Annotated in this window: 18 protein-coding genes; 15 read left to right on the top strand and 3 right to left on the bottom strand. The window is 74.9% G+C overall.

Annotation, left to right across the window (positions count from 1 at the left end; all coding sequences use genetic code 11):
- The first annotated feature begins 128 nt into the window (after positions 1-128).
- The 9 genes from F8274_RS13895 to F8274_RS13855 all read left to right on the top strand — a co-directional run bounded on the left by F8274_RS13895 (position 129) and on the right by F8274_RS13855 (position 10,077).
- Positions 129-2,963, top strand: coding sequence for a Na+/H+ antiporter subunit A (locus tag F8274_RS13895; RefSeq protein WP_151462723.1), 2,835 nt, complete (start codon positions 129-131; stop codon positions 2,961-2,963).
- 34 nt (positions 2,964-2,997) lie between these two features.
- The gene (locus tag F8274_RS13890; protein ID WP_151462722.1) at positions 2,998-3,480 is read left to right on the top strand and encodes a Na(+)/H(+) antiporter subunit C; all 483 of its coding nucleotides are present in this window, start codon (positions 2,998-3,000) and stop codon (positions 3,478-3,480) included.
- Positions 3,481-3,597: 117 nt separating this feature from the next.
- A complete protein-coding gene (locus F8274_RS13885) occupies positions 3,598-5,091 on the top strand; it encodes a Na+/H+ antiporter subunit D (protein WP_151462724.1) in 1,494 nt (497 codons plus the stop codon).
- Positions 5,088-5,744, top strand: coding sequence for a Na+/H+ antiporter subunit E (locus F8274_RS13880; RefSeq protein WP_151462721.1), 657 nt, complete (start codon positions 5,088-5,090; stop codon positions 5,742-5,744). The genes F8274_RS13885 and F8274_RS13880 overlap by 4 nt, the downstream gene beginning before the upstream one ends.
- Complete coding sequence (locus F8274_RS13875; RefSeq protein ID WP_151462720.1) at positions 5,741-6,004, top strand: monovalent cation/H+ antiporter complex subunit F; 264 nt, start codon at positions 5,741-5,743, stop codon at positions 6,002-6,004. Before F8274_RS13880 ends, F8274_RS13875 begins: the two co-directional genes overlap by 4 nt.
- 115 nt (positions 6,005-6,119) lie before the next feature.
- Complete coding sequence (gene mnhG, locus F8274_RS13870) at positions 6,120-6,449, top strand: monovalent cation/H(+) antiporter subunit G (protein WP_151462719.1); 330 nt, start codon at positions 6,120-6,122, stop codon at positions 6,447-6,449.
- A gap of 161 nt (positions 6,450-6,610) precedes the next feature.
- On the top strand, positions 6,611-7,966 hold the full coding sequence (locus tag F8274_RS13865; RefSeq protein WP_151462718.1) for a hemolysin family protein: 1,356 nt from the start codon (positions 6,611-6,613) through the stop codon (positions 7,964-7,966).
- The gene (locus F8274_RS13860) at positions 7,963-9,027 is read left to right on the top strand and encodes a hemolysin family protein (RefSeq protein ID WP_151462717.1); all 1,065 of its coding nucleotides are present in this window, start codon (positions 7,963-7,965) and stop codon (positions 9,025-9,027) included. Before F8274_RS13865 ends, F8274_RS13860 begins: the two co-directional genes overlap by 4 nt.
- A 123-nt stretch (positions 9,028-9,150) precedes the next feature.
- Positions 9,151-10,077: a sporulation protein gene (locus F8274_RS13855; RefSeq protein ID WP_151462716.1), complete on the top strand. Its 927-nt coding sequence runs from the start codon at positions 9,151-9,153 to the stop codon at positions 10,075-10,077.
- A gap of 16 nt (positions 10,078-10,093) precedes the next feature.
- Here the strand turns inward: F8274_RS13855 and leuE are convergent, their stop codons facing one another.
- Both leuE and F8274_RS13845 read right to left on the bottom strand, forming a co-directional pair.
- Positions 10,094-10,762 carry a leucine efflux protein LeuE gene (leuE, locus tag F8274_RS13850; protein ID WP_151462715.1) on the bottom strand — a complete coding sequence of 223 codons (669 nt, stop codon included), beginning with the start codon at positions 10,760-10,762 and terminating at the stop codon, positions 10,094-10,096.
- Positions 10,759-12,006, bottom strand: a complete 1,248-nt coding sequence (locus F8274_RS13845) for a bifunctional pyridoxamine 5'-phosphate oxidase family protein/GNAT family N-acetyltransferase (protein ID WP_151462714.1) — start codon at positions 12,004-12,006, stop codon at positions 10,759-10,761. The genes leuE and F8274_RS13845 overlap by 4 nt, the downstream gene beginning before the upstream one ends.
- A gap of 38 nt (positions 12,007-12,044) precedes the next feature.
- Between F8274_RS13845 and F8274_RS13840 the strand changes: the two genes are divergently transcribed.
- Both F8274_RS13840 and F8274_RS13835 read left to right on the top strand, forming a co-directional pair.
- Positions 12,045-13,382: an aminotransferase class I/II-fold pyridoxal phosphate-dependent enzyme gene (locus F8274_RS13840; protein ID WP_151462713.1), complete on the top strand. Its 1,338-nt coding sequence runs from the start codon at positions 12,045-12,047 to the stop codon at positions 13,380-13,382.
- A 220-nt stretch (positions 13,383-13,602) separates the two neighbouring features.
- Positions 13,603-14,301 (top strand): UdgX family uracil-DNA binding protein, encoded by a 699-nt coding sequence (locus F8274_RS13835; protein WP_151462712.1) that lies wholly within the window; start codon positions 13,603-13,605, stop codon positions 14,299-14,301.
- Here F8274_RS13835 and F8274_RS13830 read toward each other — a convergent pair.
- Positions 14,298-14,951: a 4a-hydroxytetrahydrobiopterin dehydratase gene (locus F8274_RS13830; protein WP_151462711.1), complete on the bottom strand. Its 654-nt coding sequence runs from the start codon at positions 14,949-14,951 to the stop codon at positions 14,298-14,300. The genes F8274_RS13835 and F8274_RS13830 overlap by 4 nt on opposite strands.
- Before the next feature lie 94 nt (positions 14,952-15,045).
- Here F8274_RS13830 and F8274_RS13825 point away from each other — a divergent pair, with 94 nt between their 5' ends.
- From F8274_RS13825 to F8274_RS13810, 4 genes are all read left to right on the top strand, one after another.
- Positions 15,046-15,762: a GNAT family N-acetyltransferase gene (locus tag F8274_RS13825; protein ID WP_192579822.1), complete on the top strand. Its 717-nt coding sequence runs from the start codon at positions 15,046-15,048 to the stop codon at positions 15,760-15,762.
- Positions 15,763-15,812: 50 nt separating this feature from the next.
- On the top strand, positions 15,813-16,955 hold the full coding sequence (locus F8274_RS13820; protein ID WP_151462709.1) for an acyl-CoA dehydrogenase family protein: 1,143 nt from the start codon (positions 15,813-15,815) through the stop codon (positions 16,953-16,955).
- 71 nt (positions 16,956-17,026) lie between these two features.
- Complete coding sequence (locus F8274_RS13815) at positions 17,027-18,370, top strand: MFS transporter (protein ID WP_151462708.1); 1,344 nt, start codon at positions 17,027-17,029, stop codon at positions 18,368-18,370.
- Between the two features lie 3 nt (positions 18,371-18,373).
- Positions 18,374-18,574 carry a DUF3046 domain-containing protein gene (locus tag F8274_RS13810; RefSeq protein ID WP_151462707.1) on the top strand — a complete coding sequence of 67 codons (201 nt, stop codon included), beginning with the start codon at positions 18,374-18,376 and terminating at the stop codon, positions 18,572-18,574.
- Positions 18,575-18,664: the final 90 nt, after the last annotated feature.

Genomic DNA, 18,664 nt, shown 5'->3' with positions numbered 1-18,664 from the left:
TGCGCTGACCGGGGCGCCGGCCGCCGGGCCGGTTTCCCGAAAACCGCCCGGTCGGGCGGGAATGTGGCGTCTGATCGGTCGTGGCCGCAGCGTGCCTCGGCGCGCTGTCACCTCGACCGGGAGTGCGCGTGCTCGTCCTGCTGATCCTGCACCTGGTGGCGGCCCTGTCCGCCCCGCTGCTGGTCCGCCGGTGGGGCCCCCGCGCCTGCCTGCTGGTCGCGCTCGCCCCGGCCGCCACCTTCGCGTGGGCGGTGGCGCACACCGGGGCGGTCCGTGGGGGCGGGGCGGTCGTCGAGACGTATCCGTGGGTCCCCCAGCTCCAGCTCGACGTGGCGCTGCGGGTCACCACCCTGTCCTGGCTGATGCTGCTGCTGGTCGGCGGCGTGGGCGCGCTGGTGCTGGTCTACTCCGCCCGCTACTTCCATGCCGGCTCGGCCGGCCTGGCCCGGTTCGCGGCCGTCATGGTGGCCTTCGCCGGGGCGATGCTCGGCCTGGTCGTCTCCGACGACCTGCTGCTGCTCTACGTCTTCTGGGAGTTGACCACGGTCTTCTCCTACCTGCTGATCGGCCACAGCACCGAGCGGCGGTCCAGCCGGTGGGCCGCCGCCCAGGCCCTGACCGTCACCACCCTGGGCGGGCTGGCCATGCTGGTCGGCTTCCTGCTGCTCGGCCACCACGTCGGCAGCTACCGCTGGTCCGTCGTCACGGCCGCGCCGCTGCCCGGCGGCGGCTACGTCGTGGGCGCCGTGCTGCTCGTCCTCGCCGGCGCGCTCGCGAAGTCCGCGGTGTTCCCCTTCACCTCGTGGCTGCCGGTGGCGATGGCGGCTCCCACCCCGGTCAGCGCCTACCTGCACGCGGCGGCCATGGTGAAGGCCGGCGTGTTCCTCATCGGGCTGCTCGGCCCGGCGCTCGCGCCGGCCGGGCCGTGGCGTCCGGTCACCGTGGTCGCCGGGCTGGTCACCCTGGTCGCCGGGGGCTGGGCGGCGCTGCGGCAGACCGACCTCAAGCTGTTGCTGGCGTACGGGACGGTCAGCCAGCTCGGCCTGCTCACCGTGGTGCTCGGCGCGGGCACCCCGAAGGCGGCCCTCGCCGGCGTCGCCATGCTGCTGGCGCACGCGCTGTTCAAGGCGGCGCTGTTCCTCGTCGTCGGCATCCTCGACCACAGCGCCGGCAGCCGGGACCTGCGCGACCTGTCCGGCGTGGGACGGGGCGCCCCGGTGCTCACCACGGTCGCCGCGCTGGCCGCCGCCTCGATGGCCGGAGTGCCACCGCTGCTCGGCTTCGTGGCGAAGGAGGCGGTGCTCGGCGCGTTCACCGGGCGGCCGGTGGTGCTCGCCGTGCTGGTGGCCGGGAGCGCGCTGACCGTCGCGTACAGCATCCGGTTCCTCTGGGGCGCGTTCGCGACCCGGCCGGGCGTGCCCGTGACCGACGTGGAGCGCCCGCCCGCCGCGATGCTCGTACCCCCGGCCCTCCTCGCCGTCGCCGGGTTCGCCGCCGGTCCGGCCGCCGGCTGGCTGGGCGGGCTGCTCCGCCCGTACGCCGAGCTGTTCGGCCCGGTCGAGGAGAAACTGGCGCTCTGGCACGGACCGACCGCGGCGCTCGGCCTCTCCGCCGTGGTGCTCGCCGGCGGGGTCGTGCTGCACCTGGTCCGCGGCCCGCTCACCCCGGCGCTGGTGCGGCTCCGCGCGCCGGTCGGCGGTAACCAGGGGTACGAGTGGATCACGCACCGGTTCGACCGGTTCGCCATCGAGGTCACCGGCGCCACCCAGCGCGGCGCCCTGCCGCAGTACCTGGGCACCGTGCTCGTCGTCCTCGTGCTGGTGCCCGGCGGCGCCATGCTGGCCACCCGGCCGTGGCGCACCGGGATCGCCGTCTGGGACAACCCGACCCAGCTCGTGGTCTGCGTGGTGATCGCGGTGGCCGCGCTGCTCGCGGTGGGCGCCCGGCGCCGGCTCACCGCCATGCTGCTGGTGGGCGTCACCGGCTACGGCACCGCCATGATGTTCGTCCTCTACGGCGCGCCCGACGTGGCGCTCACCCAGTTCCTCGTGGAGACCGCCACCATCGCCGTCTTCGTGCTGGTGCTGCGCCGACTGCCGGAACGCTTCTCGGCCCGCCCGCTGCGCCGCAGCCGCTGGGTACGCCGGGGCATCGGGGTGGCCGCCGGCGTGGTCATGGCCGGCCTGGCGCTGGCCGCGGCGGGCGCGCGGCGTACCCCGTCGATCTCGGCGGCGTTCCCCGACCTGGCCGTGGCGCAGGGGCACGGCCGCAACGTGGTCAACGTGACCCTGGTCGACATCCGGGCCTGGGACACCATGGGGGAGATCGCCGTGCTGGTGGTGACCGCGACCGGGGTGGCCAGCCTGATCTTCGAGCGGTCCCGCACCGGGCCCCGGCCGCGCCGACCCGCCCCGGTCCGGTCCCGCCGCGACCGGCGGACGGTCTGGCTGCGCGGCGGGGCGACCCTGCACGAGCGCCGCCGCTCGATCGTCTTCGAGGTGGTCACCCGGCTGATCTTCCACACGGTGCTGCTCTTCTCGCTGTTCCTGCTCTTCTCCGGGCACAACTCCCCGGGCGGCGGCTTCTCCGGCGGGCTGGTCGCCGGGCTCGCGCTGACCGTCCGCTACCTGGCCGGCGGCCGGTACGAACTGGCCGAGGCGGCGCCGGTCGGCGCCGGCACCGTGCTCGGCGCGGGCCTGGCCGTCTCGGTCGGCGGCGGCGCGCTCGGGCTGCTCGTCGCCGGCCAGGTGCTGGAGAGCGTGAAGGTCAACCTCTGGCTGCCGCTGGTCGGCGACTTCTACCTGGTCACGTCGCTCTTCTTCGACATCGGCGTCTACCTCATCGTGGTCGGGCTGGTGCTGGACATCCTGCGCAGCCTCGGCGCCGAGGTGGACCGGCACGTCGAGGCGGCCGGCGAGCCGGCCCGCGGGCTGGCCGTGCAGCGCGAGGGGGAGGCGCCGTGAGGGCGCCGCGAGCGTCCCGGCCGGGGGTGCCCCGGTGAGCCGGGGCGCGGCCGGGCCAACCCTGGTGCTGGTGATCGCTGTCGGCGTGCTCGTGGCCACCGGGGTCACGCTGCTGCTGGAGCGGAGCCTGACCCGGATCCTGCTCGGCGTCATCCTGCTCGGCAACGGGGTGAACCTGCTGATCCTGCTCGGCGGCCGGTCCGGGGCCGCGCCGCTGGTGGGCACCGCGCCGGCCCCGGCGATGAGCGACGCGCTGCCGCAGGCCATGGTGCTCACCGCCGTGGTGATCACGTTCGGGCTGACCGCGTTCCTGCTCGCCGTCGCCTACCGGAGCTGGTATCTGTCCGGCGACGACGAGGTGCAGGACGACCTGGAGGACCGGCAGATCGTCCGGCTCGCCGAGCGCAACGAGGTGCCCACCGCGGACCTCGGCGGCGAGGGGCCGGACAACGACCCGGAGCAGGTGGACCCGGAGCCGGCGCTGCGCCGCCTACGCCGGCGGAGCGAGGACCAGTGAGCGCGAGGAGTGAGCCGGGTCTGCGAGCCCCACAGTCGCGAACGAGGGCCGGCGCATGAGCGCGAGGAGTGAGCCGGGTCTGCGAGCCCCGCAGTCGCGAGCGAAGGCCGGCGCATGATGCCGGCGTTGGTGCCGCTGCCCGTGGTGGTGCCGCTGCTCGGCGCGGCGCTCACCCTGATCCTCACCAACCGGCCCCGGTTGCAGCGGTCGGTCAGCGTGATCGGGCTGGCCACGACCCTGCTCGTGGCGGTGGTGCTGCTGGTCGAGGCGTACCGGCACGGGCCTGTGGTGGTGCGGGTGGGCGGCTGGCCGCCCCCGGTCGGCATCGTGCTGGTCGCCGACCAGTTGGCCGCGCTGATGCTCGTGGTCTCCTCGGCGGTCACCCTCTGCGTGCTGCTCTACTCGATCGGCCAGGGGCGGGGCGAGTCGGGCGAGACGGCGCCGGTGAGCATCTACCACCCGACCTACCTCGTGCTGACCGCCGGCGTGACCAACGCCTTCCTGGCCGGGGACCTGTTCAACCTGTTCGTCGGCTTCGAGATCCTGCTGGCCGCGAGCTTCGTGCTGATCACCCTCGGTGGCACGGAGGTGCGAATCCGCACCGGCTCGACGTACGTGGTGGTCAGCGTCCTGTCGTCGATGATCTTCCTGGCCGCCGTGGGGCTCGTGTACGCGGCCACCGGCACCCTCAACATGGCGCAGCTCGCCGGCCGGCTGGACGCCCTGCCGCCCGGCGTACGCCTGGCGTTGCAGCTCACCCTGCTGCTCGCGTTCGGCATCAAGGCGGCCGTGTTCCCGGTCTCCGCCTGGCTGCCGGACAGCTACCCGACCGCGCCCGCCCCGGTCACCGCGGTGTTCGCCGGCCTGCTCACCAAGGTCGGCGTGTACGCGATCATCCGCACCGAGACGCTGCTCTTCCCCGGCGGCCAGGTGTCCGGCCTGCTCATGGTGGTGGCCGGGCTGACCATGGTGGTCGGGATCCTCGGCGCGGCGGCGCAGTCCGACATGAAGCGGCTCTTCTCCTTCACCCTGGTCAGCCACATCGGCTACATGATCTTCGGGGTGGCGTTGAGCAGCGTCGCGGGCCTGGCCGGGGCCATCTTCTACGTGGTGCACCACATCACCATCCAGACCACCCTCTTCCTGGTCGCCGGCCTGGTCGAGGAGCGCGCGGGCAGCACCGACCTGCGCCGCCTCGGCGGGCTGGCCCGGATCGCCCCGCTGCTCGCTGTGCTCTTCTTCGTCCCGGCCATGAACCTGGCCGGCATCCCGCCGTTCTCCGGCTTCCTGGGCAAGCTCGGCCTGCTCCAGGCCGGCGTGGCGGCCGGCGGGGCGCTGCCCGCCGTGCTCGTCGGGGCGGGCACCCTGACCAGCCTGCTCACCCTCTACGCCGCCTCCCGGGTGTGGAACATCGCGTTCTGGCGGGCGCCCCGGCTGGTCACCGCCGGCCCGCCCGTCCGGCTGCCCGGGCTGATGGTCGGGGCCACCGCGGCCCTCGTGCTGCTCGGGCTGGTGCTCACCCTGGCCGCCGGGCCGCTGTTCCGGGTCACCGCGGACGCCGCGACCGACCTGCGCCAGCGCACCCCGTACGTCCGGGCGGTCCTGCCGTGACCGACGGCCTCCCGGCGGGGCGGGCGGCCGGCGGTGGGGAACCGCCGGGCGGCCCGCCACCGGCCGACCCGGCGCCCGACGCCCCCGTGCCCCCCGTGGGCCGGGGCGGGCGGCGGCGCGACCAGGCCGTCGCGCTCGGCTGGCTGGTCGCCATCTGGGTGCTGCTGTGGGGCGACCTGTCCTGGGGCAACCTGCTCGCCGGCCTGGTGATCGGCGCGGCCGTGCTGCTCTTCTTCCCGCTCCCGCCGGTCACCTTCGGCGGGCGGCTGCGCCCTGGCGCGCTGCTGGTCCTCGCGGTCACCTTCGTCGGTGAACTGGTCACCGCCAGCCTGCACGTCGCCGCCGTCGCGGTGCGCCCCGGCTTCCGCCCCCGCGGCGCGATCATCGCGGTGCCGCTGCGGGTGCGCACCGACCTCAACCTGGCGCTCACCGCCGAGGTGATCTCCCTGGTGCCCGGGACCCTGATCCTCGACGTGGACCGCGACCGCGGGGTGCTCTACGTGCACGTCCTCGACGTCCGCCGCCCGGAGGACCTGACCGCCGGCCGGGATCGGATCCTCGCCGTCGAACGGCGCATCGTCCGCGCCGTGGGCTCCCCCGCCGAGGTACGCCAGCTCAGTCTCGAACCCGTCGATCGGAGGGATCACCCGTGACCGCGCTCCTCGCCCTCGCGCTGACCGTGCTGCTCTCGGTCACCGCGCTGCTCGCCCTGGCCCGGATCTACCGCGGCCCGTCCCTGCTCGACCGGGTCGTCGCCGCCGACCTGCTGCTCTCCACCATGCTCGGCGCCGTGGGCGCGGAGGCGGCGGTGAACGGGCACGCCACCACACTGCCCGTGCTCGTGGTGCTGTCCCTGCTCGGCTTCGTCGGCTCGGTGTCGCTGGTCCGCTTCGCGGTCCGGGAGGAAGTGTGAGCGCGAGGAGTGAGCCGGTTCTGCGAGCCCCGCAGTCGCGAACGAAGGGCGGTGCAGTGAGCGCGAGGAGTGAGCCGGGTCTGCGAGCCCCGCAGTCGCGAACGAAGGCAGTGCAGTGAGCGCGGTCGCGGACTGGCTCGGCGGGGTCTGCCTGCTGGGCGGGGCGCTGCTCAGCCTGGTCGCCGGGATCGGCGTGCTGCGCTTCCCGGACGTGCTGGCCCGGATGCACGCCGCCACCAAGCCGCAGGTGCTCGGCGTGCTGCTGCTCCTCGTGGGCCTCGCGCTGCGCCTGCGTACGCCGTCGGACCTCGGCATGATCGCGCTGGTGGCGGTCTTCCAGCTGGCCACCGCGCCGGTCGCCGCGCAGATGATCGGCCGGGCCGCCTACCGCTCCGGGCGGATCGACCGGAAGCTGCTGGACGTCGACGAGCTGTCCGGCCGGTGAACCGGACAGCGGGGAGGCTTCCAGCACCCTCAGCGAACGTCCAGTCGCCGCCGATAAAATGGCGGCATGATCGACTCGTCTGCCCAGGAGGGCAGCAGTAGCCAGCCGGGTCGTGCCCGGCAACCTCTGGACCCGACGGCCCCGGGAGCCCTGACCCTCCCGTGCTGATCCTCGTCGGACTCGTCCTCATCATCGTGCTCACCGCCGCCACCGGTTACTTCGTGGCCCAGGAGTTCGGTTACGTCGCCGTGGACCGGGGCAAGCTCAAGCAGCTCGCCGACGGTGGCGACCGCGCCGCCGCCCGGGCCCTGGAGGTGACCGGCCGGCTCTCGTTCATGCTGTCCGGAGCCCAGCTCGGCATCACGGTGACCGCCCTGCTGGTCGGTTACGCCGCCGAGCCGTACCTGGGCGCCGGGCTGGCCGACCTGCTCGGCCTGGCCGGTGTCTCCGACGCGGTGGCGCTGCCCCTGTCGGTCGTGCTGGCCCTGCTCATCGCCACCGTCGTGCAGATGGTCCTCGGCGAGCTGGCCCCGAAGAACCTGGCCATCGCCCGCGCCGAGCCGCTCGCCCGGGCACTCGCCCGGTCCACGCTCATGTACCTGCGGATCGCCGGACCGTTGATCACCCTTTTCGACCGGGCTGCCGTGCGGCTGCTCCGCCGGGTCGGCATCGAGCCGATCGAGGAGCTGCCCAGCGGCGCCACCCCCGAGGACCTGGAGCAGATCATCGCCGAGTCCCGGGAGGAGGGGCACCTCGACGCCGAGATGTCCGACCTGCTCGACCGGGGGCTCGACTTCCGGGAGCTCACCGCCGGGGAGGCCATGGTCCCTCGGGTGGACGTGCACACCGTACGGGCCGACGAGCCGGTCAGCCGGGTCGTCGAGCTGCTCGACACGGGGCACTCCCGGTTCCCGGTGCGCGGCGCCGAGGGCGTCGACGACCTGGTCGGCGTGATCGGGATCGCCGACGTGCTCGGGGTGCCGCCGGCCGAGCGGGCGAGCACCCGGGTCGCCGCGGTGGCCGTACCCCCGTTGCTGGTGCCGGAGACGTTGCCGCTGCCGACGGTGCTGGACCGGCTCCGGGTCGGGCACCGCCAGCTCGCCTGCGTGGTCGACGAGTACGGCGGCTTCGCCGGCGTGATCACCCTGGAGGACATCGCCGAGGAGCTGGTCGGGCCGATCCGCGACGAGGACGACCCGCCGGAGCGGGCCCCCGCCCGGCAGGAGGACGGTTCCTGGGTGGTGCCGGCCCGCTGGCGGATCGACGAGGTGGCCGACAGCACCGGCATCGCGCTGCCCGAGGCGCCCGAGTACGACACGCTCTCCGGCCTGGTCATGCGCGAGTTGGGCCGGGTGCCCGAGGTGGGTGACCGGCTGGAGATCGCGCTCGCCGTCGACGGCGACGAGCCGGACGCCGGGCCGCGCGCCCTGGTCGAGGTGCTCGCCGTGGACCGGCACGTGGCCGACTCCGTCAGCCTCCGCACGACGGCGGCCGCGCACGGGGAGGAGGCCGCATGAGCCCCGGGTTCGCGCTCTTCTTCTCCGTGGTGCTCCTGGCGCTCAACGGCTTCTTCGTGGCGGCCGAGTTCGCGCTGGTCGCGTCCAAGCGGTACCGCCTGGAGCAGGCGGCGGCGGGCGGTGGCCGGGCGGCCCGCGCGGCGCTGGACGGCGTCCGCGAGCTGAGCCTCATGCTGGCCGGCGCCCAGCTCGGCATCACCCTGTGCACGCTGGGCCTCGGCGCGCTGGCCGAGCCGGCCATCGAGCACCTGCTCAGCCCGTTGCTGCACGCGGTCGGGCTGCCGGACGCGGTCAGCCACCTGGTCGGGCTGCTCTTCGCCCTGGCGCTGGTGACGTTCCTGCACCTGGTGGTCGGCGAGATGGCCCCGAAGTCCTGGGCGATCACCGACGCGGAGCGTTCGGCCATGCTGCTGGCGCTGCCGTTCCGGGCCTTCGCCCGGGTCGCCCGTCCGGTGCTGTCCGCGCTCAACGCGCTGGCCAACGCCGTGCTGCGGCTGGTCGGTGTCCGGCAGCAGGACCAGCTCGCCCAGGTGCACGGCCCGGACGAGCTGCGCATCCTGCTGGAGCAGTCCCGCGAGCACGGGCTGCTCGGCGCCGAGCAGCACCAGATGCTGACCAGCATGCTGGAGTTGCAGGGCACCACCGTGGCGCAGGTGATGGAGCCGTTCGACCGGATCGTCACGGTCCGCCGGGGCGACGCCGCCGAGCGGATCGAGCAGGTCTCCCGCGACAGCGGCCGGTCCCGGCTCGCCGTCGTCGACACCGGCGGCGAGGTCTGCGGCCTGGTCCACGTCCGCGAGGCGGTCCGCGCGGTCACCACCGGCCGGCCGGCGACCGCCGAGGACCTGATGACCCCGGCGTTCACCCTGCCCGGCGAGGCGTCGGTCACCGAGGCGGTGGCCGCCATGCGGGGCCGGCAGGCCCAGCTGGCGCTGGTCCGCAACGGCGGTGGCCCGACCCGGCCGATCGGCTTCGTCGCGCTGGAGGACCTCCTCGAGGAGGTCATCGGCGAGTTCGACGACGAGACCGACCCGGTGCCGCGCGGCCGCCGGATGCGCTGACGCCCCGTCTCCCGTCCCCACCGGCTGCTTCGGGTGCGTTTGGTGTCGTCCCGGCGACAACAGGCGCACCCGGATCGGCCCGGCCGGGCGCATGGGGGAGCGGGCAGCGGGAAAGCCGGCGGCATGCGGCTGACCGGGGTGTCGTCGGAGTCCGTGTGGACCGGGCTGTCGGTGAGCACCACGCTGCCCAACCCGAGCACCCGCCCCGGCCTGCGCCTCCCCGGCCGGGTCACGCTGGCCGCCGGCGGCGGCGACGTCGCCGTCCGGCACATCCGGCTCGGGCTGGTCGCGCAGGTCGAGCCGGAGGACCCCGAGTCGCCGCACCGGTTGCTGCAGTACCACCAGGTGCCGATCGCCGGCCGGTTCGTGGTGCCGGCCGGGCGGCGGCGGGCCGTCGACTTCGCGATGCCGCTGCCGTGGGAGACCCCGGTGACCATGTTCGGCGGGGTGCCGCTCATGAGCCTGCGCACCGGGTTGCGTACGGAGGTGTCCGTCGACCCGGACCTGGACCAGGGCGCCATGGTGCCGGTCCTCGTCCATCCGCTGCCGATCCAGCAGCACATCCTCGTCGCGCTGGACACCCTCGGCTTCGCCATGCGGCAGGCCGGGCTCCAGCACGGGCGGCTGCCCGGGGTGGACCAGGCGCTCCCGCTCCACCAGCGGCTGGGGTTCTGGGTGGCCCCGCTCTACGCCGGCCCGATCACCGAACTGGAGGTGATCTTCGTGACGAACGCGGCGGGGCTGGAGGTGCTGCTCTGGGTGGACCGCCGGCTCTCCCTGGCCGGGGTGACCCACCAGAGCATCAGCCGGTTCCGGGTCTGGCACGCGGGGGCCGACCGGCGGGACTGGGTGGCCATCGTGGACGGCTGGCTGCGGCACGCCATCGACCGGCACGCCGCGGCCGCCTCGAACGCCGACTGGTCCGCCACGATCCGCGAGTCCGCGCACGTGAGCCGCCCGCCCGACGAGCCGATCGCCCCCGGCTACGGCCTGGGCGGCACCGCGGGCGGCGCGGGCGTGGGCGGCGGCGGGGGCGGCGACGGCACCTGACGCCGGCGCGCCGTCCTCAGACCGAGGCGGTGGCGAGCTTGAGGCTGAAGCCGAGGAAGAGCACGGCGATGGCCGTGGTGCCGGTCGCGGCGAGCCGCCGCCGGCGGTGGAACTGGGCGGCCAGGAAGGTGCCGGTGAGGATCAGCGCGGTCAGGTAGAGCGCGCTGGTCACCTGCGCGATCAGCCCGAGCAGCAGGAACGACAGCGCCGGCCAGGCGTAGCCGGGGTCGACGAACTGGATGAAGAACGAGATGAAGAAGAGGATCGCCTTCGGGTTGAGCAGGCTGATCACCAGCGCCCGCCGGAACGGGTCGCGCACCGCCGCGGGTTCCGCCGCGTCGATGAGCCGCGGCGTGGTGGGGTCGTTGCGGTCGCGCCAGCGCCGCCAGGCGCCGCGCAGCATGGTCAACCCCAGCCACCCGAGGTACGCGGCGCCCGCGTACTTGATCACCAGGAAGAGTGCCGGGTACGCCTTGAGCAGCGACGCCACCCCGGCGGCGGAGAGGATCATCAGCACCGAGTCGCCGACGAACACGCCCCCGGCGGCCCGGTAGCCGGCCGCCACCCCGCGCCGCGCCGCCGTGGACAGCACGAAGAGCGAGTTCGGCCCGGGCAGCAGCACGATGGCCACGGTGCCCAGCACGTACGTCCCGATGTCGGTGATCCCCAGCACGCCGGTCATCATGACGCCACGGGTGTCGCCGAGCGAAGCCGTTCCCGCAGCGTGGCCTGTGCGTTTGGCCACTCCGAGGCGAGCATCGAGTAGAGCGCCGACTCCCGCCAGGTGCCGTCGGCGCGCCGCCGGTTGGCCCGCAGCGTCCCCTCCCGGACGGCGCCGAGCCGTTCGATGGCCCGCTGCGAGCGCTCGTTGAGCGAGCTGGTCTGCCAGGTGACCCGGACGGCGTCGAGTTCCTCGAAGGCCCGGGTGAGCAGCAGCAGCTTGGCCTCGGTGTTGATCCCGGTGCGCCACCAGGGCCGGCCGAGCTGCGTGTAGCCGATCTCGACGGTCCGCAGCTCCGCGTCGGGCTGGTAGTAGGAGGTGGTGCCCACCACGGCCCCGGTCACCGCGCAGCGCTGCACCCAGGGCATCCGCACGCCGCGCCGGTGGGCGTCGAGCGCGGACCGGATCTGGCCGGCCATCTCCTCGGCGCCGCCCGGGCGCGGGCTGCCGACGTGGCGCCAGACCTCCTCGTCGTCGAGGGCGGCGTACAGCTCCTCGGCGTGGGACTCGTCGAGGGGTTCCAGCACGACGTGCTCGCCGCGCAGCACCACCGGCTCCAGCCAGGGCGACGGGGCCGGCCGCAGGTACGCCGGCACGGGCGCGGTGACCCCGGCGGCCGGCTCCGGCACGCCCGCGGTGAGCCGCAGCGGCACCACCCCCGCCCAGTGCGGCAGGTGCAGGTCGGCGGGATCGTCGCCGGCCCCGGCGGCCCGGGCGCGGACCGACACCTCGCGCAGCGGCAGCGCCAGCACGGCGGTCTCGGCCAGCTCGCGCCGGCTCGGCGGGCGGCTGTCCGTGCTGCGTCCGGCGGCCACCTTCTCCACCAGCGCGGTGAGCACGTCGAGCTTCTCCCGCTCGTCGGTCACCAGGCGGGCGGTGCCGTGTGCCACCAGCGACCGGTAGTTGGCGCTGTGGTTGAACTGGGACCGGGCGAAGACGAGCCCGTCGAGCAGCGTGACCGCGACACAGACGGGCAGGCCGGCGTCGTCGCGGGCAGCGAGCAGCGGCCGGCTCCCGGTGGAGCCGTGCAGGTACAGGGTGTCGCCGATCCGCACGTGCAGGGTGGGCAGGACGCGCGGCTCGCCGTCCACGGTGAACCCGAGCGCGCAGTGGTACGCCTCGTCCAGCACGGCGTGCGCGGCGGCTTCGTCATAGCTCATCCGGGCCCGCATGCGGGTGGCGGTGGTCCGCTCGGTCGGGGGGTACATGCGACATCCCACCTTCGTTCTAGTACAATCTCGGAACTGTGGCAGCACGTTATCAGATCAGTGGCTCCTCCTCGGCGGCGATTTCGGCGAGCGTGGAAACCGGCATCCGCGCCGGCGACCTCGCACCGGGCGACGCCCTGCCCGCCGTCCGCGCCCTCGCCACCGCGCTGGCCGTGAGCCCGGCCACCGTCGCGAAGGCGTACCAGGAACTGCGCCAGCGGGGCCTCGTCGTCACCGCCGGCCGGCACGGCACCCGGGTCCGCCCCCGCCCGCCGGTGGCCAGCCGCCGCTCCGCGCTCATGCCGCCGCCGCTGCCCGGCACGCGCAACCTCTCGGCCGGCAACCCGGACAGCCGGCTGCTGCCGCCGCTCGGCCCGCACCTGGCCGCGCTCGCGGCCGAGTTCCGGACCCCTGCCGGCTACGCGGAGAGGGCCGTTCTGCCCGAGCTGGCCGCCGCGGCCCGCGACCGGCTCACCGCCGACGGCGTGCCGGCCGACGAGATCACCGTGACCGGTGGCGCGCTCGACGGCATCGAACGCCTGCTCGCCGCCCACCTGCGCCCCGGCGACGCGGTCGCCGTCGAGGACCCCGGCTGGGCCAACCTGCTCGACCTGCTCGCGGCCCTCGGACTGCGCCCCGTCGGGGTGCCGGTGGACGACGAGGGCCCGACCGCGCCGGGGGTCGGCGCCGCGCTGGCCGCCGGCGCCCGCGCCCTGATCGTCACGAGCCGGGCCCAGAACCCCACCGGCGCCGCCGTCTCCGCGGACCGGGCCGCCGAGCTGCGTACGCTCCTCGCCGGCCGCCCCGACCTGCTGCTGATCGAGGACGACCACGCCGCCGAGCTGGCCCGCGTACCCCTGCACCCGCTCGCCGGGGCGACCCCGGCGTGGGCCTTCGTCCGGTCGGTGAGCAAGCCCTACGGCCCCGACCTGCGGCTCGCGGTGCTCGCCGGCGACGAGGCCACCGTGGCCCGGGTGGCCGGCCGGGCCCGGGTCGGCGCCGGCTGGGTCTCCACCGTGCTGCAACGCCTGGTCCTGGCGCTCTGGCGCGACCCGGCCACCGCCGGCCTGGTGGGCCGCGCGGCGGAGAGCTACGAGCGGCGGCGCGACGGTTTGGTCGGCGCCCTCGCGGCGCGGGGGCTGGCCGCCCACGGGCGGACCGGCATCAACGTCTGGGTGCCGGTGCCCGACGAGACGGTCGCGGTCACCGCCCTGCGGGACGCCGGCTGGTCGGTGGCCCCTGGCGCGCTGAACCGGATCGCCGCCGCGCCCGGCGTGCGGATCACCGTCAGCCGGCTCGACGAGGCCGACCTCGGCCCGCTCGCCGACGCGGTGGCCCGCGCCGTCCGGCCGGCGCCCGCCGGCTTCACCACCTGAGCCGCGGCATGGGCCGGCGGCCCGCGGGTAACCGCGGCCGGGAGGTGCGTGTCATGGCTTCGAACGGATCCCGGACCGGTCTCTGGATCGGCGTGGCGGCGGTCGTGATCATTCTGGTGATCATCGCGATCGCGCTGGCCTCGCGCGGCGGTGGCGGCGGCTCCGGATACTGACGCGGGCGCATCCGGCGTCGGTGCCGAAACCGGTATATAAAGCTGGCATGGCCGAGACCGAGAACGCTCCCGGAGCCCAGGAGTTCATCCCGCCGCAGGCGGACACCATTGACGAGCTGCGCGCCGCCGCGACCGGCTGCCGGGGCTGTGAGCTCTACCGGGACGCCTCGCAGACGGTGTTCGGCCGCGGCGACGAGAGCGCCCGGGTGGTCCTCGTCGGGGAGCAGCCCGGCGACATGGAGGACCAGAAGGGGCTGCCGTTCGTCGGCCCGGCCGGCCGGCTGCTGCGCAAGGCCGTGGACGACGCCGGCATCGACCCCGGCCACATCTACCTCACGAACGCCGTCAAGCACTTCCGCTTCGAACTGCGCGGCAAGCGGCGGATCCACCAGACGCCCGACCGGGTCCACATCACCGCCTGCCGGCCCTGGCTGGTCGCCGAGTTCGCGCGGCTGCACCCGGAGATCGTGGTGGTGCTCGGCGCCACCGCCGCCAAGGCCCTCCTCGGCCCGACCTTCCGCGTCACGAAGCAGCGCGGCGAGCTGCTACCCTGGCCGGCCGCCGCCCAGCACCCGGAGGACTTCGCCCGGGTCCCGGTGGACAGCGCCGGCACGGTCGCCGACGCCCCGGAGGCCCGGCTGCTGGCCACCATCCACCCCTCCGCGGTGCTGCGCGCCGACAACCAGGACGTCGCGTACGACGGGCTCGTCAAGGACCTGAAGGTGGCCGCCCGCGCGCTGCGCTAGTCGCGCCCCTGCCAGGTGCAGAGGCAGACCCGGTTGCCGTCGGCGTCGGCGAGCACCCAGAAGTGCGGTGCCGCCTCGTCGCTCACCAGCGTCCCGCCGGCGGCGAGCGCGGCCTCCATGCGCTGCTTCACCTCCGCCGGGTCCACCCACACGTCGGGGTGCCAGCGCTGGCGGGGCTCGTCGCGGCCGGACTCCTGGAACCACACGGTGGGCAGCGCGCCGGCCGGATCGCGCACCTCGTCACCGAACCCGGGCCCGGCCAGGTGCTCCCCGGCCAGCACCGCCCGCCAGAACGGCAGCACGGCCGCGAAGTCGGGGCTGTCCAGGGCGAGTTCGAGCCGGGACACGCCGGTGTGCGCCGGCGACAGGCCGGCCTCGGCCGCGAGCGCGGAGATGGCCCGGGCCAGCCGGACGTCGCGGTCGGTGACCCCGCGCGCGTCGTGCGACCAGAGCCGCACGTCGACGTGGGTGTAGCGCAGGTCCAGGTCGGGATGGTGGTCCCGCCGCTCGGCCTCGGCGCCGATGGCGTCCACCAGCGACAGTCCGGCGGCGAAGTTCGGCGTACGGATGCGGGTCTGCAGGGCGCCGAGCAGGAAGGTCCACCCGTCCAGGGCGGCGTCGGCGATCTGTGCTCCGGTCAGCGTGCTCATCCCGCCATGCTGGCGTACCCCGGGCTGCTGGACCAGTTCCGCGGCGCCGGAATGGACCTGCGCGGCGGACGGCGCGGGCCGTAGCGTCGGCGCCATGACCGTCGCTGATCTTGATTTGTCCGTGCGCAACGCCGCCGCGCTCTGGACGGCCCTCGCCGAGGCCCGAGGTCACGGGCTGGTGCGCCGGCCCGGCTTCCTCGCGGTGACCGGCGACGACCGCACCGGGCTGCGGATCCTGCTGCGCGCCCCGGACCCGGCCCCCGACGACCGGGCCGCGTTGGCCGACCTGGTCCGCCGGCGGGTCGGCCCGGTCACCGTCGAGGACCAGTACGGTTCGGTGGACCTCACCGACCTCGGCCTCACCCCGCGCAGCCTGCCGGTGCTGGTCCGCCGCCCGGCGTCGCCGCCCGACCCGTCCCTGCCGGTGACCCCGGTCGAGCGCCCCGACCAGCTCGACACCGCCGAGGACGTGGTGGTGCGGGGCTTCCCCCTGGAGCCGCTTCAGCCGCGCCGCCCGGGCGAGGCGTTCCCGGCCGCCCTGCTGGACCGCCCCGAGGTGCGGTTCTTCCTGGTCCACTCGGGCGGCGCGCCCGCCGGCGCCTGCCTGACCGTCCGGGACGAGGGCGTCGGTCTCTACTGGATGACCAGCCTGCCGGAACACCGCTCCCGGGGCGTGGGGCGGGCCCTGCTGCACGGCGTCCTCGGCCGGCTCGGCGAGGTGCCGATGACGCTCACCGCCGCGCGCGCCGGCCGCCCGCTCTACGAATCGCTCGGCTTCGTCCCGGTCACCGACGCCACCTGGTGGAGCTGAGCGCGGATCACCTCTGGGCAGCGGGGGTCGGCGGTGCCAGACTGGCCGCCATGGAGCAGCATCTCTACGAGCCCGTCCACCAGGAGTTCCGGGACCTGTGCCGGCAGTTCCTCGCCCGCGAGGCCGTGCCGCACCACGAGCGCTGGGAGGCCGACGGGATCGTCGACCGGGAGGTGTGGCGGAGGGCGGGCGCGGCCGGGCTGCTCGGCATGGACGTGGACCCCGAGCACGGCGGCGGCGGGCAGCGCGACTTCCGGTTCAACGCGGTGCTCGACGAGGAGATCATCGAGGCCGGCTGCACCGGGCTGGGCTTCGGGCTGCACAACGACGTGGTGGGCCCGTACCTGACCGAGCTGACCACCGACGACCAGCGCAAGCGCTGGCTCCCGGGCTTCTGCTCCGGCGACCTGGTCACCGCCATCGCGATGAGCGAGCCGGGCGCGGGCAGCGACCTGGCGGGCATCCGCACGAGCGCGGTCCGCGACGGCGACAGCTGGGTGCTCAACGGGCAGAAGACGTTCATCACCAACGGTGAGCTGGCCGACCTCGTGGTGGTGGTCGCCAAGACCGCCGCCGACCAGGGCGCGCACGGGGTGAGCCTGATCGTGGTGGAGACCGGCACGCCCGGCTTCGCCCGGGGCCGGCGGCTGGCCAAGGTCGGCCTGAAGGCCAACGACACGGCCGAGCTGTTCTTCGACGACTGCCGGGTGCCGGCCGAGAACCTGATCGGCACGGAGAACCACGGCTTCTACCACCTGATGGCCAACCTGCCCCGGGAGCGGCTGAGCATCGCGGTCGCCGCGGTGGCCGCCGCGGAGAAGCTGCTCGCGCTCACCCTCGACTACGCCCGCTCCCGGGAGGCGTTCGGCCGGCCGATCGGGCGGTTCCAGCACAACCGGTTCCTCCTGGCCGAGCTGGACACCGAGGTCACCATCGCGCGGACGTTCGTCAACCACTGCGTGGCCGAGTACAACGCCGGCCGGCTGTCGGTGACCGACGCGGCGAAGGCCAAGTGGTGGACCACCGAGCTGCAGAACCGGGTCGCCGACCGCTGCGTCCAGTTGCACGGCGGCTACGGCTTCATGCTGGAGTACCCGGTGGCGAAGGCCTGGCTGGACAGCCGGGTGCAGACCATCTACGGCGGCACCACCGAGATCATGAAGGAGATCATCGGCCGGGGGCTCGGCCTCTAGCGAAACCGGGTGCCCGCAGCCGGGTCGGGTGCGGGAGGATGGGTCACCCCTTACTCCCAGGAGCATCCGCCATGGCCACCGACCTGACCACGCCGGTCCCGAGCCGGCTCGACGTCGCCCCGATCCAGCGACGCACCGTCCGGCTGCTCGTCCTCACCCAGATCATCGGCGGCATCGGCGTCACCATCGGCATCTCGGTCGGCGCGCTGCTGGCCGCCCGGGTCGCCGGCACCGCCCTGGCCGGGGTGGCGCAGAGCGCCGGGGTGGTCGGCGCCGCGCTGCTCGCCGTGCCGGTCACCCGGATCATGGCGGCGCGCGGGCGGCGGCCGGGGCTGGTCACCGCGTACCTGGTCGGGGCGGTCGGTGGCGTGCTGGTGGTGGTCGCGACCGTGGTCGACCTGGTGCCGCTGCTCTTCGTCGGCATGCTGCTCTTCGGCGGTGGGACCGCGGCCAACCTCCAGGCCCGCTACACGGCCGTGGACCTGGCCGAGCCGGCGCGCCGGGGGCGCCAGCTCTCGCTGGTCGTCTGGGCCACCACCATCGGCGCGGTGGCCGCGCCGAACTTCGCCGCGCTCGCCGACGCCACCACCCGCGGTTGGGGCCTGCCGGCGCTGGCCGGCCCGTTCGCCTTCAGCGCCGTCGCGTTCGTGCTGGCCGCCGTCGTGCTGGCGGTGCTGCTCCGGCCGGACCCGCTGCTCACCGCGCGCCGGCTGGCGGCGGCCGAGACCCCGGCCGACCCGGTCGCGGCGCCGGGTGGGACCGCCCGGCGCCGCGCGGGCATGGTCGCGGCCTGGCGCACGGTACGCGGGCGGCCCGCCGCCCGCCTCGGCATCGCCGCCGTGGCCGTGGGCCACCTCGTGATGGTCGCCGTGATGTCGATGACCCCGGTACGCCTCGGCGAGTCGCACTCCGACGCGGACGTGCTGCGGGTGGTCGGCATCGTGCTCAGCCTGCACATCGCCGGCATGTACGCGCTGTCCCCGCTGGTCGGCTGGCTCACCGACCGGCTGGGCCGGCGCCCGGTGATCCTGGGCGGGGTGGCCCTGCTGCTGGCCGCCTGCGCGGTCGCCGGCACCGCCGGGCACCACACCCCGCTGCTCTCGGTGGGCCTGGCCCTGCTCGGGCTGGGCTGGTCGGGCACCATGGTGGCCGGCTCGACCCTGCTGTCGGAGTCGGTGCCCACCGCCGACCGGCCCGGCGTGCAGGGCCTGTCCGACCTGGTCATGGGGCTGGCCGGGGCGGGCGCGGCGGCGGCGAGCGGGTTTGTCATGCGGGGCGTGGGTTATCCGACCCTGACCCTGCTGGCGGCGATCGCGGTGGTGCCGCTGGTGGCGCTAGCGTTGCGTCCGGCGCCCGTCGAGGCGCCGGACGAGCTCCGGCGCCCTTCGGAGGACCTGCCCGACAAGGAGGAGTGACACGTGCGGCTGACCGACTTCTGGGCGCGGCTGGAGGAGGCGTTCGGGCCGGGCTACGCGGCCAGCATCGCCAGCGACCAGGTGCTGTCCCAGCTCGGCGGGCGGACCGTCGAGCAGGCCCTGGCGGCGGGGGTGGAGACGCACGTGGTGTGGCGCGCGGTCGTCGCCGCGTATCCCGACCGGGTGCCCGCGCGACTACGCTGAGCAGCCTTTTCGCCGGTTCCGCGTGTCGCTTGTCGAGTCGTACACCTGTTCGGCTATTGTCCACAGCGGGGTGCTCGTCCACAGCTCGCG

Origin of the sequence: Micromonospora sp. AMSO31t, from assembly GCF_008868175.1 — a bacterium.
Taxonomy (GTDB): Bacteria; Actinomycetota; Actinomycetes; order Mycobacteriales; family Micromonosporaceae; genus Micromonospora.
Note: the sequence above shows the minus strand (reverse complement) of the source record. Positions and strands in the feature narration are given on the sequence as shown.

Coding starts and splice junctions, on each gene's coding strand:
- F8274_RS13860 (WP_151462717.1), top strand. CDS start 7,963: ATGAGCCCCGGGTTCGCGCTCTTCTTCTCCGTGGTGCTCCTGGCGCTC.
- F8274_RS13820 (WP_151462709.1), top strand. CDS start 15,813: ATGGAGCAGCATCTCTACGAGCCCGTCCACCAGGAGTTCCGGGACCTG.
- F8274_RS13835 (WP_151462712.1), top strand. CDS start 13,603: ATGGCCGAGACCGAGAACGCTCCCGGAGCCCAGGAGTTCATCCCGCCG.
- F8274_RS13855 (WP_151462716.1), top strand. CDS start 9,151: ATGCGGCTGACCGGGGTGTCGTCGGAGTCCGTGTGGACCGGGCTGTCG.
- F8274_RS13845 (WP_151462714.1), bottom strand. CDS start 12,006: ATGTACCCCCCGACCGAGCGGACCACCGCCACCCGCATGCGGGCCCGG.
- F8274_RS13885 (WP_151462724.1), top strand. CDS start 3,598: ATGCCGGCGTTGGTGCCGCTGCCCGTGGTGGTGCCGCTGCTCGGCGCG.
- leuE (WP_151462715.1), bottom strand. CDS start 10,762: ATGATGACCGGCGTGCTGGGGATCACCGACATCGGGACGTACGTGCTG.
- F8274_RS13825 (WP_192579822.1), top strand. CDS start 15,046: ATGACCGTCGCTGATCTTGATTTGTCCGTGCGCAACGCCGCCGCGCTC.
- F8274_RS13830 (WP_151462711.1), bottom strand. CDS start 14,951: ATGAGCACGCTGACCGGAGCACAGATCGCCGACGCCGCCCTGGACGGG.
- F8274_RS13815 (WP_151462708.1), top strand. CDS start 17,027: ATGGCCACCGACCTGACCACGCCGGTCCCGAGCCGGCTCGACGTCGCC.